Source organism: Rhodoplanes sp. (genome assembly GCF_013377085.1).
GTDB lineage: Bacteria > Pseudomonadota > Alphaproteobacteria > Rhizobiales > Xanthobacteraceae > Rhodoplanes.
The window spans coordinates 77,836-94,369 of record NZ_JACAAX010000022.1; the positions used below are offsets into that span (position 1 = coordinate 77,836).

The 16,534-nt window shown below is 68.6% G+C and carries 15 protein-coding genes and 1 pseudogene; 10 read left to right on the forward strand and 6 right to left on the reverse strand.

Annotation, left to right across the window (positions count from 1 at the left end):
- Positions 1-41: 41 nt before the first annotated feature.
- From ccoN to ccoS, 8 genes are all read left to right on the forward strand, one after another.
- Entirely contained in the window at positions 42-1,694 is a 1,653-nt protein-coding gene (gene ccoN / locus HXX10_RS16445) for a cytochrome-c oxidase, cbb3-type subunit I (RefSeq protein WP_296523848.1), read from the forward strand.
- A 14-nt stretch (positions 1,695-1,708) separates the two neighbouring features.
- Positions 1,709-2,443: a cytochrome-c oxidase, cbb3-type subunit II gene (gene ccoO, locus HXX10_RS16450; RefSeq protein WP_296523849.1), complete on the forward strand. Its 735-nt coding sequence runs from the start codon at positions 1,709-1,711 to the stop codon at positions 2,441-2,443.
- A 10-nt stretch (positions 2,444-2,453) separates the two neighbouring features.
- Positions 2,454-2,615 carry a cbb3-type cytochrome c oxidase subunit 3 gene (locus HXX10_RS16455; RefSeq protein ID WP_296523850.1) on the forward strand — a complete coding sequence of 54 codons (162 nt, stop codon included), beginning with the start codon at positions 2,454-2,456 and terminating at the stop codon, positions 2,613-2,615.
- A gap of 4 nt (positions 2,616-2,619) precedes the next feature.
- On the forward strand, positions 2,620-3,489 hold the full coding sequence (gene ccoP / locus HXX10_RS16460) for a cytochrome-c oxidase, cbb3-type subunit III (RefSeq protein WP_296523851.1): 870 nt from the start codon (positions 2,620-2,622) through the stop codon (positions 3,487-3,489).
- Between the two features lie 102 nt (positions 3,490-3,591).
- A complete protein-coding gene (gene ccoG / locus HXX10_RS16465; RefSeq protein WP_296523852.1) occupies positions 3,592-5,055 on the forward strand; it encodes a cytochrome c oxidase accessory protein CcoG in 1,464 nt (487 codons plus the stop codon).
- Between the two features lie 23 nt (positions 5,056-5,078).
- Positions 5,079-5,582 carry a FixH family protein gene (locus tag HXX10_RS16470; RefSeq protein ID WP_296523853.1) on the forward strand — a complete coding sequence of 168 codons (504 nt, stop codon included), beginning with the start codon at positions 5,079-5,081 and terminating at the stop codon, positions 5,580-5,582.
- A 129-nt stretch (positions 5,583-5,711) separates the two neighbouring features.
- Positions 5,712-7,952 carry a heavy metal translocating P-type ATPase gene (locus HXX10_RS16475; protein ID WP_296523854.1) on the forward strand — a complete coding sequence of 747 codons (2,241 nt, stop codon included), beginning with the start codon at positions 5,712-5,714 and terminating at the stop codon, positions 7,950-7,952.
- A gap of 64 nt (positions 7,953-8,016) precedes the next feature.
- Positions 8,017-8,208 carry a cbb3-type cytochrome oxidase assembly protein CcoS gene (ccoS, locus tag HXX10_RS16480; protein ID WP_296523855.1) on the forward strand — a complete coding sequence of 64 codons (192 nt, stop codon included), beginning with the start codon at positions 8,017-8,019 and terminating at the stop codon, positions 8,206-8,208.
- Positions 8,209-8,220: 12 nt separating this feature from the next.
- On the opposite strand, the gene HXX10_RS16485 is transcribed toward ccoS, so the two are convergent.
- The 6 genes from HXX10_RS16485 to HXX10_RS16510 form a co-directional block, all read right to left on the reverse strand.
- Entirely contained in the window at positions 8,221-8,700 is a 480-nt protein-coding gene (locus HXX10_RS16485; RefSeq protein WP_296523856.1) for a RidA family protein, read from the reverse strand.
- 98 nt (positions 8,701-8,798) lie between these two features.
- Entirely contained in the window at positions 8,799-10,028 is a 1,230-nt protein-coding gene (gene hemA / locus HXX10_RS16490; RefSeq protein WP_296523857.1) for a 5-aminolevulinate synthase, read from the reverse strand.
- A 233-nt stretch (positions 10,029-10,261) separates the two neighbouring features.
- Complete coding sequence (locus HXX10_RS16495; RefSeq protein ID WP_296523858.1) at positions 10,262-11,566, reverse strand: Xaa-Pro peptidase family protein; 1,305 nt, start codon at positions 11,564-11,566, stop codon at positions 10,262-10,264.
- Positions 11,567-11,623: 57 nt separating this feature from the next.
- Positions 11,624-12,697, reverse strand: a complete 1,074-nt coding sequence (locus tag HXX10_RS16500) for an ABC transporter substrate-binding protein (protein WP_296523859.1) — start codon at positions 12,695-12,697, stop codon at positions 11,624-11,626.
- Between the two features lie 151 nt (positions 12,698-12,848).
- On the reverse strand, positions 12,849-13,724 hold the full coding sequence (locus HXX10_RS16505) for an ABC transporter permease (protein ID WP_296523860.1): 876 nt from the start codon (positions 13,722-13,724) through the stop codon (positions 12,849-12,851).
- Positions 13,724-14,530 carry an ABC transporter ATP-binding protein gene (locus HXX10_RS16510; protein WP_296523861.1) on the reverse strand — a complete coding sequence of 269 codons (807 nt, stop codon included), beginning with the start codon at positions 14,528-14,530 and terminating at the stop codon, positions 13,724-13,726. Before HXX10_RS16510 ends, HXX10_RS16505 begins: the two co-directional genes overlap by 1 nt.
- Before the next feature lie 241 nt (positions 14,531-14,771).
- On the opposite strand from HXX10_RS16510, the gene HXX10_RS16515 reads away from it, so the two are divergent.
- Entirely contained in the window at positions 14,772-16,244 is a 1,473-nt protein-coding gene (locus HXX10_RS16515) for a YcjX family protein (RefSeq protein WP_296523862.1), read from the forward strand.
- Positions 16,241-16,534: pseudogene (locus HXX10_RS16520) on the forward strand (hypothetical protein); the annotation flags it as partial. The gene HXX10_RS16515 and the pseudogene HXX10_RS16520, both read left to right, overlap by 4 nt.

Below are 16,534 nucleotides of genomic sequence, written 5' to 3' on the forward strand. Positions count from 1 at the left end.
TTCAGCTCGACCTCAAAACGCCGCAACCCAAGGCCCCAATCATGGCTCAATCGACGGTTCGCAAGACCATGACATTCGGTGAAGGCGGACTCGCATTCGTCTTCGCCGTGACGACGCTGCTCTGCCTCGTCGGTGCCGCGAAGGCGCACGACGCACCCTTCGCTTTCCATGCTTTTCTGTCCGCAGCGGCCAGCGTGGCGGCCGTCTTCCTCATCTTCCGTGGCTACTTCAACCGTCCGGCCGAGCTGCCCGGGCAGGAGACGGACGACGGCCGCGCGAACTACAACGACGGACCGATAAAGTTCGCGACTCTGGCGGCGGTGTTCTGGGGCATCGCCGGCTTCGTGGTCGGACTGTGGATCGCGCTCGAGCTCGCCTATCCGGTGCTGAACTTCGATCTGCCATGGATCAATTTCGGCCGGCTGCGTCCGCTCCACACCTCGGCCGTCATCTTCGCCTTCGGCGGCAACGTCCTGCTCGCCTCCTCGTTCTACGTCGTCCAGCGAACTTGCCGCGCGCGCCTCGCCGGCCGTCTTGCGCCGTGGTTCGTGATCCTCGGCTACAACTTCTTCATCGTGATCGCCGGCACGGGCTATCTGCTCGGCGTCACCCAGGGCAAGGAATACGCCGAGCCCGAGTGGTACGCCGACCTGTGGCTGACCATTGTCTGGGTGGTCTATCTGCTGGTCTTCCTGGCGACGCTCATCAAGCGGAAAGAGCCGCACATCTACGTCGCCAACTGGTTCTATCTCGCCTTCATCGTCACCATCGCGGTGCTGCATCTCGGCAACAACGCGACCCTGCCGGTGTCGGTGTTCGGCTCGAAGTCCTACATCGTCTGGGCCGGCGTCCAGGACGCGATGTTCCAGTGGTGGTACGGCCACAACGCGGTCGGCTTCTTCCTGACGGCCGGCTTCCTCGGCATCATGTACTACTTCGTGCCGAAGCAGGCCGAGCGGCCCGTCTACTCCTATCGCCTGTCGATCGTGCACTTCTGGGCCCTGATCTTCCTCTACATCTGGGCCGGTCCGCACCATCTCCACTACACGTCGCTGCCCGACTGGGCGCAGACGCTCGGCATGACCTTCTCGATCATGCTGTGGATGCCGTCCTGGGGCGGCATGATCAACGGCCTGATGACGCTGTCGGGGGCGTGGGACAAGCTCCGCACCGACCCTGTGCTGCGCATGCTGGTCGTCTCGGTCGCCTTCTACGGCATGTCGACCTTCGAAGGCCCGATGATGTCCATCAAGGCCGTCAACTCGCTCAGCCACTACACCGACTGGACGGTCGGTCACGTGCATTCGGGCGCGCTCGGCTGGGTCGGCTTCGTCTCGTTCGGCGCCATCTACTGCATGGTGCCGTGGCTGTGGAACAAGAAACAGATGTACAGTCTCAAGGCCGTCAACTGGCACTTCTGGATCGCCACCATCGGCATCGTGCTCTACGTTTCGGCCATGTGGGTGTCCGGTATCCTGCAGGGCCTGATGTGGCGCGCCTACACGTCGCTCGGCTTCCTCGAATACTCGTTCATCGAGACCGTCGAGGCGATGCATCCGTTCTACGCGATCCGTGCGCTCGGCGGCGGCCTGTTCGTCGTCGGCGCGCTGATCTTCGCCTGGAACGTCTGGATGACGGTGCGGTCGGGCGAACCGGCCGCTGTCGCACAGTCCGCCATGCAGCCGGCCGAGTGAGAGAGGGAACGACCATGTCTGTCATGGCCAAACACGCGATCCTCGAGAAGAACTCGATCCTCCTCCTCATCGGCATCCTGCTGGTGATCTCGATCGGCGGTCTCGTCGAGATCGCGCCGCTCTTCTATCTGAAGAGCACCATCGAGAAGGTGGACGGCATGCGGCCCTACACGCCGCTCGAGCTGGCGGGTCGCACCGTCTATGTCCGCGAAGGCTGCTACGTCTGCCATTCGCAGCAGGTGCGGCCGCTGCGCGACGAGGTCGAGCGCTACGGCCACTACTCGCTCGCCGCCGAGAGCATGTACGACCATCCGTTCCAGTGGGGCTCGAAGCGCACCGGCCCCGACTTGTCGCGGGTCGGCGGCAAGTACTCCGACGAGTGGCACGTCGCCCATCTGAGCAACCCGCGCTCGGTGGTGCCGCAGTCGGTCATGCCGGGCTATGCCTTCCTGGCCAGAACCGACCTCGACCCCAAGGCGCTCGCCGGCCACATGGAGACCCTGCGGCTCGTCGGCGTGCCCTACACGGACGAGCAGATCAAGAACGCCGCCAAGGACATCAAGGCCCAGGCGACACCCGACGACGCCGGCATCGCCGAGCTTCAGCAGCGCTATGCCAAGAGCACGGCCCGCGACTGGGACGGCAACCCGTCGCGGATCACCGAGATGGACGCCCTCGTCGCCTATCTTCAGATGATGGGCACGCTGGTGGATCTCAAGCTTTACAACGAAAAAGCGAATCTGCGCTGAGAGGGGATCCATGCGAATCGAGCCAGGATTGACCCTGATCAGCACCTTCGTCGTGAACTGGTGGACGCCGATCTTCGTCGCCCTGTTCGTGGCGGTGCTCGTCTACGCGCTGTGGCCGCGCAATCGCGCGACCTTCGACCACGCGGCCAAGATGCCTCTGCGGGAGGACTGAAGACATGGCGACGAACGAGATCGATGCCGTCACCGGCACGCCCACCACGGGCCACGAGTGGGACGGCATCAAGGAGCTGAACACGCCGCTGCCCCGCTGGTGGCTGTGGACCTTCTACGCCTGCATCGTGTGGTCGGTCGCCTACTGGATCGTCTATCCGGCCTGGCCGCTGGTCTCCAGCTACACGACCGGCCTGTTCGGCTACTCGTCGCGGGCGAATGTCGCCGCCGACATTGCGGCCCTGCAGGCGTTGCGCGGCGCGAAGTCGATCGCGCTCGGCAAGACCGAGCTCGTCGACATCGAGAAGGACCCGGCGCTGCTCGCCTTCGCGCGGGCCCAGGGCCGGGCCGCCTTCGGCGACAACTGCGCCCCCTGCCACGGCTCGGGCGCCGCCGGCTCGAAAGGTTACCCGAACCTCAACGACGACGACTGGCTTTGGGGCGGTACCCTCGACGCCGTCTACCAGACCATCCAGTACGGCGCCCGCTCGGGTCACGCCAAGGCGCGCGAGAACCAGATGCCGGCGTTCGGCAAGGACGGCACCCTGAAGAAGGACGAGATCGTCCAGGTCGCGAGCTACGTGCGCTCGCTTTCGGGCCTGACGGTTCCGCAGGGCGTCAACCTCGAGGCCGGCAAGAAGCTGTTCGCCGACAACTGCGCGGTCTGCCACGGCGACGACGCCAAGGGCAACCAGGAGCTCGGGGCGCCGAACCTCACCGACCGCATCTGGCTGTATGGCGGCGACCAGGACAGCGTGATCGACACCATCGCCAATGCCCGGTCCGGCGTGATGCCGGCCTGGACCGATCGTCTCGACCCGGTCACCATCAAGGCGCTCGCCGTCTACGTGCACACGCTCGGCGGCGGCCGGTAACATATTCATACTTGAGAATGATCAACACGGCGGGCTCGCCCGTCCTCTAGAAAGGATCGCCCCGGCCATGGTGGACCGGGGCGGTCCCTCATCCGGAGCAACATGGTCCCCCCGCCCATGAACGTGTCCGTCAAGCCGCCCGTCGCCGCTCTTCCGGAGGCCCCCCTCTACGAATCGGCCAAGAAGAACTATCCGCAGAGCGTCCACGGCCGCTTCCGCACCGTCAAATGGGTGCTGATGGCGGTCTTCCTCGGCATCTACTACCTCTTGCCCTTCGTGCGCTGGGACCGCGGTCCCAACTCGCCGAGCCAGGCCGTGCTGGTCGACATTCCGAACACGCGCTTCTACTTCTTCTTCATCGAGCTGTGGCCCCAGGAGGTCTACTACTTCACCGGCCTGCTGGTGATCGCCGCGATGACGCTGTTCCTGATGAACGCCGTCGCGGGCCGCATCTGGTGCGGCTATGCCTGTCCGCAGACCGTCTGGACCGACCTCTTCTACGCGGTGGAGCGCTGGATCGAGGGCGATCGCCGCGAGCGCATGTTGAAGGCCAAGGCCGGGCTCGACGCCCGCCGCGTCGGCGAGCTCGCCCTCAAGCACGGCATCTGGCTGACCATCGCCTGGTGGACCGGCGGTGCCTGGGTGCTCTATTTCGCCGACGCTCCGACCCTGGTGAAGGAGCTCGCCACCTTCGAGGCGCCGATGGTGGCCTATGCCTGCATCGGCATTCTCACCTTCACGACCTACACGCTCGCCGGCCACTTGCGCGAGCAGGTCTGCATCTACATGTGCCCGTGGCCGCGAATCCAGGCGGCTCTCACCGACGAGTGGGCCCTCAACGTCACCTATCGCTGGGACCGCGGCGAGCCCCGCACCTCGATCAAAAAGGCGGCCGATCTGCGGTCGCTCGGCGAGAAGGCCGGCGACTGCGTCGACTGCCTGCAATGCGTCGCGGTGTGCCCGACCGGCGTCGACATTCGCGACGGCTCGCAGCTCGGCTGCATCCAGTGCGGCCTGTGCATCGACGCCTGCGACACCGTGATGGCCAAGGTCGGCCGCCCGTTCGGCCTGATCGCCTACGACAACGACGTCAACATCGAGCGCCGGCTCGCCGGCGAGGCGCCGGTCTACCGCTTCATCCGCGCCCGCACGCTGATCTACACGGGCATCATCGCGCTGGTCGGCGCCGTGATGCTCTACGCGCTCTCCACCCGCACGCTGATCGACATCAACGTGCTGCACGACCGCAATCCGCTGTTCGTCTCCCTGTCGGACGGCTCGACCCGCAACGCCTACACGATCCGCTTCCTCAACAAGCGCTCGGATCTGCGCACCATCGAGCTCTCCGCCGCCGGCGTGCCGATTCCGACCGTGCATGTCATCGGCGAGGAGCCGGCGAGCCGCACCATCGTGGCCGTCGGTCCCGACCAGACCCGCGAGGTGCGGGTGCTGATCACGGTGCCGCCCGCCGCCCGCATCGACAAGTCGAACGCCATCACGTTCACGGCGCGCGACGTCGACTCCGGCGACACGGCGACCGCCACCGACCATTTCTTCGGCCCGTGACCACCGGGACAGGGAGCGCGACCATGGATACGGACATCCCGGCCACGGGACGACCTTTGACGGGCAGGCGGGTGCTGATCTACCTGCTCGCCTTCTTCGCCGTCGTGATCGGCGTCAACGGTGTGATGATGACGCTCGCGGTCGAGACGCTGCCGGGCACCGAGGTCGACAGCCCGTATCGGGCCAGCCTCGCCTACAAGAGCGAGATCGCCGCGGCGCAGGCCCAGACGGCGCGCGCCTGGCGGGTCGCGGCGCATGTGGAGCGCACCCCCGACAGCCGCGCCAGCGTGCGGATCGAGGCGCGCGACGCCGCCGACACGCCGATCTCCGGGCTTGCGGTGACGGCTCGATTGTCCCGTCCGACCGACAAGCGCGGGGATCGCACGGTCGGCATCGTCGAGCGCGGCATCGGCATCTATCGCGGGGAGGCCACGGACGTGCCGTCCGGCCAGTGGGACCTGGTGATCGAGGCGGAACGCGGCGGCGACCGGGTCTATCTCTCGCGCAACCGCGTGGTGCTGCCGTAAGGCCGCATGCGCGTTTGCGCCCGAAGCCGTCATGCGCGGGCTTGACCCGCGCATCCATCGCGCTTCGAATGACGCCGTCTTTTCACTGGATGGATCGCCGTGTCGAGCCCGGCGATGACCGAGAGTGACATGACCGAGACCCCCGATCTCACCCATTTCGTCGAGCGCTTCGACGACGGCCGCGCCCGCCTCAACCTCGCGGTCGAGGGCATGACCTGCGCGGCCTGCATGTTCGAGATCGAGGGCGGCCTCGGCGCGTTGCCGAACGTCACGAATGCGCGCGCGAATCTCACCAGCGGCCGGGTCGCCATCGAGTGGCAGGCCGACGGCGTCGACCCTGTCGCCGTGGTCGGGCGCCTCCGGGATCTGGGCTACAAGGCCTATCCGTACGACGCGCGAAGAATGGAATCCGAGGAGCAGCAGGAGGCGCGCTTCCTGCTGCGCTGCCTCGGTGTCGCGGCGTTTGCGGCCATGAATGTCATGCTGCTGTCGGTCTCGGTGTGGTCCGGCAATGTCAGTGACATCACGCCGGAGCAGCGCGACTTCTTCCACTGGCTGTCGGCCCTCATCGCGCTGCCGGCGGTCGCCTATGCGGGCCAGCCCTTCTTCCGCTCGGCGACCCGCGCCGTGCTGGCCGGCCGCCTCAACATGGACGTGCCGATCACGCTCGGCGTGGTGCTGGCGCTCGCCCTGTCGGTGTTCGAGACGCTGCACCACGCCGAGCACGCCTATTTCGATTCGGCCGTGATGCTGCTCGCCTTCCTGCTGGCGGGCCGCTGGCTCGACCAGAACATGCGCCGTCGCACCCGGGCGGTCGCGGCGAACCTCGCCGCCCTCAAGGCCGAGACCGCGGTGAAGTTCATCAGCGCCGACGAGATCAGCGAGGTGCCGGTGGCGGCGATCCGGCCCGGAGATCTCGTGCTGGTGCGGCCCGGCGAGCGCATCGCGGTCGACGGCGAGGTCGAGGACGGCCGCTCCGAGATCGACCAGAGCCTGGTGACGGGCGAGACCGCCCACGTGTCGGCCGAGCGCGGCACGCTGGTCTATGCCGGCACCCTCAACGTCAACGGCACGCTGCGGGTGCGGGTCGGCGCGGCCGATCGCGGCACGCTGCTCGACGAGGTCACGCGGCTCCTCGACCACGCCGTCGAGGCGCGCTCGCATTATGTCCGGCTCGCCGAGCGCGCGGCGCGGCTCTATGCGCCGGTCGTCCATCTCACGGCGATCGTCACCATGCTGGGCTGGGTGGCGCTCGGCGCCACCTGGCACGACGCCGTCGTCACGGCGATCGCGGTCTTGATCATCACCTGCCCGTGCGCGCTCGGGCTCGCCATTCCGGCCGTCCAGGTGGTCGCCTCGGGCGCGTTGTTCCGCGCCGGCGTGCTGCTCGCATCGGGCGATGCCATCGAGCGGCTCGCCAGCGTCGACACGGTGGTGTTCGACAAGACCGGCACGCTGACGCTGCCGGAGCCGGAGCTGGTCGACGCGGGTCGGGTCAGCCCTGAAACGCTGGCGCTCGCCGGCCGCCTCGCGCTGGCGAGCCGCCATCCGCTCGCCGCCGCCATCGCGCGCGCGGCCGGGGCGACGGCGCCGCTCGACGACGCGAGCGAGGAGCCGGGGCAGGGCGTGAGCGCCATCGTCGACGGCGACGACGGACTCGTCCGCGAGGTTCGGCTCGGCCGGCCGTCCTGGTGCGGCGCCGAGGCGGAGGCGACGCGCGTCGCCGCGGCCGATCCGGAGGCGTCGGTGATCGTCTTCCGGGACGGCGCGGCCGTCACGGTCTTTTCCGTGCGCCAGCGTCTGCGCGAGGACGCGACCGCTGTGCTGGCCGGGCTGCGGGCGCGGGGGCTTGCCGTGGAGCTTCTGTCCGGCGACCGCGAGGCGGCGGTCGGTCATGTGGCGCGCCAACTCGGCGTCACCGAGGTACGGGCCGCCGCGACCCCGGCCGACAAGATCGCCCGCATCGAGGCGTTGCGCGCCGCCGGCCGAAAGGTCCTGATGGTCGGCGACGGCATCAACGACGCCCCGGCGCTCGCCGCCGCCGACGTGTCGCTGTCGCCCGTCACGGCGGCGCATCTCACCCAGTCGGCCTCCGACGCCGTCTTCCTCGGCGACCGCCTGCAGCCGGTTGCGGCCGCGCTCGACATCACCCGCCGGGCGCGCCGGATCATGCACGAGAACCTGTGGCTCGCGGTGGTGTACAATGCGATCGCGGTGCCGGTGGCGATCGCCGGCTTGGCGACGCCGCTGGTCGCCGCGGTGGCGATGTCGGGTTCGTCCATGCTGGTGATCCTCAACGCCCTGCGGGCCAAGCCCCGGTCGGCGGGTGGGGATCCCGGTCTGGCGTCCGGGCGCCCCCGCACCATATGAGCGACGGCGCCTGCGAAGCCCCCGCTTCGCGCGCGAGGGCGCCGAAAGCGTGAGGAGAGGCGCCATGGAAGTCCTGGTCTATCTGGTGCCGCTGGCGCTCTCGCTCGGACTCCTGGGGCTCGGCGCCTTCCTGTGGTCGCTCAAGACCGGCCAGTACGACGACCTCGACGGCGCCGCCTGGCGCGCCATCATGGACGACGACCAGCTTCCGCCCGCGGCCGCGCAGAAGAAGGCGCCGCCGCCCCAGACTCCCTGACGCGGCGCGCCTTCAGTCGATCTCCACCTCGGCCTCGATCTCGACCGGAATGCCGAACGGCAGCGCGGCGACGCCGACGGCGGAACGGGCGTGCTGGCCGCGCTCCGGCCCGAACACGGCCAGGATCAGGTCGGAGAAGCCGTTGATGACGGCCGGCATGGCCTGGAAGCCCGGCGCGCTCGTCACCATGCCGAAGGCGCGCACCCAGGCGGTGACGCGGTCGAGGCTGCCGAGCTCGCGGTGCAGGCTCGCCAGGATGGCGAGGCCGGTGAGGCGCGCCGCCTCGGTGGCCTGCTCGACCGTGATCGGGTCGCCGACCCGGCCGGGCAGCGACCACAGCCGGCCGTCCGGCAGCACCGGGCCGTGGCCCGAGATCGCGGCGCGCCGGCCGACCACGCGGACGAAACGGAACGGCAGCACGGTGCCGGGCGGCAGCGTCGGCGCCGGCGGCAGCACCAGGCCGAGCTCGGTCAGGCGGGCTTCGATCGACATGAGATTGGTGATCCGACTGGGGACGATCTGCTTCCTATAAACGAAAATGCGCGGGCCGGGGCCCGCGCAAGTCGTCCAGGTCGAACGGAACGCGCGGCTTATTCGGCCGCCATGGCCCGCGACTTGAGCGGAAGCTGGAGCCGGTCCCACACCTCCACCAGCGCCTCGGCCAGCGCGTGGATCATCGCATCCTCGTGATAGGGCGAGGGCGTGATGCGCAGGCGCTCGGTGCCCACCGGAACGGTCGGGTAGTTGATCGGCTGGATGTAGATGCCGTGCTCCTCGAGCAGCATGTCGGTCGCGGCCTTGCACTTCTCGGCGTCGCCGACGAACACCGGCACGATGTGGGTGTCGGTCGGCATCACCGGCAGCCCGGAGGCCGACAGGACAGCCTTCACCTGGGCGGCCCGGTCCTGGTGGCGCTCGCGCTCCCAGGTCGAGGTCTTGAGGTGGCGGATCGCGGCGGTCGCGGCGGCGCAGATGGCCGGCGGCAGCGCGGTCGTGAAGATGAAGCCCGGCGCATAGGAGCGCACCGCGTCGACCATCGCATGGGTGCCGGTGATGTAGCCGCCGAGGCAGCCGAAGGCCTTGGCCAGCGTGCCCTCGATCACGTCGATGCGGGCCATCTCGCCCTGGATCTCGGCCTGGCCGCCGCCGCGCGCCCCGTACATGCCGACCGCGTGGACCTCGTCGATATAGGTCATCGCGTTGTACTTCTCGGCGAGGTCGCAGATTTTCCCGATCGGCGAGACGTCGCCGTCCATCGAGTAGAGGCCCTCGAAGACGATCAGCTTGGCGCGCTCCTTGCCGGCCTTCTTGAGCAGCTCCTCGAGGTGCTCGACGTCGTTGTGGCGCCACACCACCTTGTCGGTGCCGGCATTGCGCACGCCGGTGATCATCGAGTTGTGGTTGAGCGCGTCCGAGAGGATCAGGCACTCGGGCAACAGCTTGGCGAGGGTCGAGATGCCGGCGTCGTTGGACACGTAGCCGGACGTGAACACCAGCCCCGCCTCCTTCTGGTGGAGGTCGGCGAGCTCGTTCTCCAGCAGAACCAGCGGATGATTGTTGCCGGCGATGTTGCGGGTGCCGCCTGCGCCGGCGCCCATGCGCGTCGCGGTCTCGACCATGGCGCCGATCACCTTCGGGTGCTGGCCCATGCCGAGATAGTCGTTCGAGCACCACACGATGACGTCGCGGGGCCCTTCCGGCGTATGGCGGATCGCCCGCGGGAAGCGGCCGGCCAACCGTTCGAGGTGGGCGAACACCCGATAGCGACGCTCGTCATGCAGCCGATTCAACGCGTCGGTGAAATAAGTGTTGTATCCCATAGAATTGACTCCCCCGATCAACGGTCGGCGAAACGCGAGAATACCACGTGGTTAGTGGAGTTGACAACGGGTGCTGTCAGGCTGCCTTGACGTTTATCAAGGCACAGACCGAGAACGGGCAGGAATTTGGCGGACATGGATCGGGGTCTCCATGGGGGCGGCCTTCACCCCGGTCGGGTCCGGGCGCGCGCCGAACCGGGCCGGGGACGAGACCAGCTCTGTCTGGAAGTGTCCTAGACTGAGATCAGCTCCCAGGGAAGCCCGTCGACGCAGTCGTGGCCGCTCGCGGTCACGATGAAGGTATGTCCGAGAAAAATGCCGAACCGGCCGTCCGCCGAGATCGGGTTCGGCTCGGCCATGAACACCATGCCGGGCTTGAACGCCTGCTCGAACGGCTCGGCCTCGACACGCTCCGTGTAGACATGCGGGCCATCGGTGATCAGGTCGATGCCGTGGGCGTGGATCGGCCGCGACTGCACCCCCTTGTCGCGGAAGACGCCGCCGATCTCGCGGATCTTCTCCAACGGGACGCCGGGCGCGATGGCCTCCGCCATGCGGGCGAAGCAGGGCAGGGTGATGTCCTCCCAGAACCGCTTCACCATGTCGGTCGGCGGCCCGAGGCAGATCGGCGAGCCGATCTGGGCCGTGTAGCCGCGGTAGCCGGCGGCCAGCTCCATGTTGATGATGTCGCCCCTCTGCAGCTTTCGTCCGGAGGGGCGCGGATTGCCGAACACCATGGCGGGGTCGGCCATCGGGGTCGTGCCGATGATCAAGAAGTCGATGTCGCCGCCGCCCTCCAGGATCGCCGAGGCGGCCGCCGCCTTGAGCTGGTACTCGGTGACGCCCGGCGCGGCGCGGTTCGCGATCGCCCGCATCGCCGCCTCGCACAGCGCGCCGGCTTTTCGCACGCAGTCCAGCTCTTCCGCACTGTGGATCGACAAGAGCTCGTGCAGTACCCCGTGGGTGAAGACGATCTCGGCCTCGGGCAGCTTCTCCTTCAGGGTGTTGTACTGGTTGATCGGCAGGTGGTCCTTGTGGCGCGGGTCGATCTCCATCAGGCCGATGCGGCCCTTGGCGAGTCCGAGCTCGTGGATGCGCTCGGCCATCACCTCGGCGTAGCGGCCGCCCCGGCTGCCGCGCACGTCGGAGAGTGCCGCCGACGTTTCGCGACGCACCGACTCGGCGTGCGTCCCGCCCATCGAGTAGACCAGTGTCGGCTCGCCCTCACGCGGCACCACGACGTAGCAGCACAGCGCGTGCCACTCCCAATGGCCGGTCAGCCACAGCATGCCGCCGCCGAAACTCCAGTGGCTCGGGCCGCCCGGCACGATCATGCAGTCGAGCCCGAGCTCCTGCATTTTTGTCCGCAGGGCCGCGTAGCGGCGGGCGTATTCCTGCTTGGAGAACTGCTCGTACACGGCGTCGCGATAGTACGGCGTGTCGCGCATGGTGTTGAACGGCTGGCCCTGGTCGAGCCGCTTGCTCAGCTCGTCCCAGGGCAGAAACTTGCTCGGTGTCGTCGTGGTGTTGCTGGACATGGGCACCCCTCGAATATCGTTGTTGCTCGATCGTGAGCCGGTTCAGTCTCGGCAATTTCAATCCTTGCAGGCGCCGATAGTCACCGGGCCGCCGGCCGCCTTCACGGCGTCGTCGGCGATCGACATGTCGACGATGCGGTCGAAGGTCAGCTTCCTGGCCGCGTCGAGATCGCCGTTGTCGACGGTGTTCTGGTGGGTCCACTCGGTCCGCTCGCGCACGAAACCCTGGTTGACCGAGAGGACGCAGGCCTGGGTGATCGAGTCGATGGCGAACTCCACCGCGTCGCGCGGCTTGCCGGTGGCCTCGACGATGATGGGCACCACCTTGTCCCTGTCGCGGTAGATGGCGCGGTTCGCCTCGATCATGGCGGCGACCGTGTCGACCAGCAGCGGCCGGTCCTTGGCGATCAGGCTGTCGGCGGCGCCGTAGTGATTGAAGGCGAGGCTCGGCAGCAGGTCGGCGATCGTCGACATCACGTGGGCGCCCGGCTTCTGCTTCTGCACCAGATAGACGTCCTCCGGATGCAGCACGACCCCGTCGATCTGGCCGGCGACGAAGCCGGGAAGGCGGCCGGCCGTGCCCTGCGAGACGAACTGCGCATCGGCGACCGCGAGCCCCGCCTTGCGCAACACCTCGCGGCCCATCAGCCAGTTGAAGCCGCCGACGCCGCCGGCGGCGCTCAGCCGCTTGCCCTTGAGATCGGCGGCGGTCTTGATCTCGGCCGTCACCACGAAGGCCTGCGGCGGGCGCGGCGCGAGGCCCCAGATCTGGCGCGCCTTCAGGCCTTGCGCGATGGCGACGTCGGGCAGGTTGGAGATCGCCGTACCCTGGCCCACCGCCGTCACCGAGGTGCCGGCGGCGCCACCGTCGAACTGGATGATGTTGGCGTCGACGCAGCGCTTGGCGAAGAAGCCGAGCGCCTTCGCCACGAAGGGCGCCGTGTGCACCACATTGGGCGGCGCCACCGCCACTCCGACATTGATCTTTCGAAGCCCCTGCGGGCAGTTTTGCGCCTGGGCGGCGGCGGGTGAGGCGGCGAAAGCCACGGCGAGGCCGGCGATCCCGGCGGCGCCGAGCATGGCAACGGAACGGCAGAGTCTGGGCGTGATCGGCATGGGCGTGAGCGTCATGGGCGCGTCCTGGGCGTTTCCTGTGGGTGGGCGTTTGTTGTTCTTGATGGTTCGGCAGGCGGGGCGGCCGCGAGATCGGCGGCCGCGACGTCAGGGGGCGGATCAACGTTTCGGTTTCGGCCCGTCGGCCGAAACCCCTGGATCGAAAGACTCAGTCCTGGTCGCGGGCGGCCGTCCACGGCGCGACCTTCAGCTCGAGCAGGCGCAAGAGCGCCGTCAGCGTGACACCGAGCACGCCGAGCGTCACGATCGGCACGAACATCTTGTCGACCTGATAGGTGCTGGCGGTGCGCACGATCAGGTAGCCGATGCCGGAGATCGCCGTGTAGAGATCGGCCAGCACCATGCCGATCAGGCCGCGGCCGACGGCGAGCCGCAGGCCGGTGACGATGAAGGGCAGGGCGCCGGGCAGGATGATGTTGGTCCAGAGCTGGCGCTCGCTGCAGCGGAAGGCGCGGCCGACCTCGATCAGCCGCGGATCGACGTTCTTGACGCCCTGATAGGTGTTGATCGCCATCGGGAAGAAGGCGAACAGGAACAGGATGATCACCTTGGCCGTGGTCTCGAAGCCGGCCCACAGCACGATCAGCGGGACGAGGGCGACGCTGGGCGTCGAGTACAGGAACGTGATGTAGACGCCGAGCGCCACGTCGAGCACCCGGAAGCGCGCCAGCAGCAAGCCGACCGCGACACCGGCGACCGCCGCCGTGGTCAGGCCGAGAAACAGCACGACCAGGCTCGGCCAGAGGTAGTTCCACAGTTCGCCGCTGCCGATCATGGTGACGGCGGCCCGCGCGATGGCCGACGGCGTGGTGAACAGCGCCGGGTCGGCGCTGGCGCCAAAAAATTCCCACAGGCCCAGCACGATGGTCAGCGAGGCGATGCGGATGCCGAGGTTCTCGGCGGTCCGGCGCCAGCGCCGCACCGACGCCGCCTTGCGGGCGCTTTCGCGGTCGACGTTTTCGTGCTCGGCGCTGTCGTCGAGGGCGGCGGGGGTGATGCTCGGGTCGGCCGATTGCGCCGTCATCACGCCACCTCGCGGGTTTTCGCCGGCCGCCGCGGGGCGGTGTGGAGCTGGTGCCAGATATGGGCGCGCAGCTCGGCGAAGCGGGGATCGGACCGGACCGCCTCGGGATCGCGCGGCCGGCCGAACGGCATGTCCAGGACCTCCTTGATGCGGCCCGGACGGGCCGTCATCACGGCCACCCGGTCGCCGAGCAGGATCGCCTCGTCGATCGAATGAGTGATGAACACCATGGTCTTGCGCTCGTCCGGGCGCTCCATCAGCTCCAAAAGCTCGTTCTGCAGAATCTCCCGGGTCTGGGCGTCGAGCGCCGCGAAGGGCTCGTCCATCAGCAGGATCGCCGGATTGATGGCGAGCGCCCGCACCAGCCCGACGCGCTGCTGCATGCCGCCGGAGAGCTGATACGGATAGTGCCGCTCGAAGCCGGTGAGGCCGGCGAGCTCGAGATAGTGGCCGACGCGGTCGCGGATCGTGTCCTGCGAGGCGCCCGCCATGGCGAGCCCGAAGGCGGCATTCTGGTAGACGGTCTTCCACGGCAGCAGGCCGAAATGCTGGAACACCATGGCGACCTTCTCGGGCGGCCCGGCGACGCGGCGCCCGAACACCAGGATCTCGCCGGCGCTGAGGTCGATCAGGCCGGCGATGCAGCGCAGGAAGGTCGTCTTGCCGCAGCCGCTCGGGCCGACGATGCACAGGATCTCCTGCCTGCGGACGTCGAGCTCGAGCTGGCGGAAGGCGACGACGGTGCCGTCGAGAAACAATTTGCTGGCGCTGCGCGCACGAATGGCGGCATCGGAAGGCGTTTCCATGGGCATCCTTTTTGTGTGTCCGCGGCGAGCCCAATCGCGCGACGGCACTGTTCCTGCTACGTAACAAGCGGAAGTTGGCGAATCAATGCTGCGGCGTCGCCGGGCCGGCCGCGGGTCGGGCCCGAAAGGCTGATGTTTCGGTCATGCCGGCGCTTCGCGCTTGTGGCGGCGCAGCGTGCGGATTATGGGTGATGCGACGGGTCCGATCGGGGCCCGGGCATTTGTTTAAGTCGTTGCAATCATGGCTTCTTTCGTTTCTGACCTGGTCGATCGGGCGCGCCTTGCGGCCAGGGCGATCGCCGACTACGGCGAGAACCTGGTCCGCCCCACGGTGCGGATCGGCGTGACCGGCCTGTCGCGGGCCGGCAAGACCGTCTTCATCACCGCGCTGGTACACGGGCTCGCCCGCGGCGGCCGCTTCCCGGTGTTCACGCCGGCGGCCGACGACGCCATCCTGCGCGCCTATCTGGCGCCGCAGCCGGACGACGCGGTGCCGCGCTTCGAGTACGAGAGCCATGCGCGGGCCCTGATCGGCGATCGCATCTGGCCGGAGTCGACCCGGCAGATCAGCGAGCTGCGGGTGGTGATCGAGCACAAGGGCAAGGACGGCCAGCCCCGCACGCTGACGCTCGACATCGTCGACTATCCGGGCGAGTGGCTGCTCGACCTGCCGCTGCTCGCCAAGACCTACGAGCAGTGGGCCAAGGAGAGCCTGGCGCTGTCGCATTCCGGCCCGCGCGCCATGCTGGCGGCGTCCTGGCACGCCTACAACGCCACGCTGGACGCCAGCGGTCCGGCCGACGAGCAGGCCGCCATCACGGCCGCCCAGCTCTTCACCGAGTATCTGAGAAGCTGCCGCGAGGAGCGCTGGGCCCTGAGCCTGCTGCCGCCCGGGCGCTTCCTGCTGCCCGGCGATCTCGCCGGCTCGCCGGCCCTGACGTTTGCGCCGCTGGCGCTGCCGGCCGAGGCGGCGCCGCCCGAAGGCTCGCTCTGGGCGATGATGAAGCGGCGCTACGACGCCTACAAGGACATCGTGGTCAAGCCGTTCTTCCGCGATCATTTCGCGAGGCTCGACCGCCAGATCGTGCTGGTCGACGTGCTCGCCGCCCTGAATGCCGGACCGGCGGCGGTGCGCGACCTCGAATTTGCTCTCTCGGCCATTCTCGACTGCTTCCAGGTCGGCCGGAAGACCTTGCTGTCGTCACTGATCAGCCCGCGGGTCGACCGGGTGCTGTTCGCCGCCACCAAGGCCGACCATCTCCACCAGGTCAGCCACGACCGCCTGGAGGCGATCCTGACCCGGATGATCGAGCGGGCCGCCGGCCGCGCCCGCTATGCCGGCGCCGAGACCGACGTGGTGGCGCTGGCCGCCGTGCGGGCGACCCGCGAGGCACGGGTGCGCAGCAATGGCGACGAATTGCCCGCCATCGTCGGCGTGCCGGTCGCCGGCGAGCGCGCCGTCGGCCACCTGTTCGACGGCGAGCGCGAGATCGCTCTGTTCCCGGGAGACCTGCCGGCCGACCCCGAACGGGTCTTCGACGTCGGCAATACCGGCTTCCAGGGTCTCACGGCCGGCGCGCTGGAGGAGGCGGAATTCCGTTTCCTGCGCTTCCGGCCGCCCCGGATCGAGCGTACCGTGGACGGATTGCCGACCCTGCCCCATATCCGCCTCGACCGCGTGCTGCAGTTTCTCATCGGAGATCGATTTCAATGAGCAGCCCCGCCGAATCCCGTCGTCCCGCCGCGTTCAGCCTGGACGATCCCAATGTGATGATCGGGCCGGCCCCGGCCGCCGATACGCCGCGCCGCGAGCCGCCGCGGGAGCTGCTGCGCGAGACTCCGCGTCGGCCGTTCGCCAGCATGACCGCGTCGCCTCCCGTGGCTGCGGCGCCTGTCGCGGCCCCGGCCGCCGCCATGTCGGCGGCTGCGGCGGCGACCGAGGAGGCCGCTCTTCCGCTCGAGCCGGCCGCGCCCGCCCGCCCGGTGCCTTGGGCGCTCCTGTTC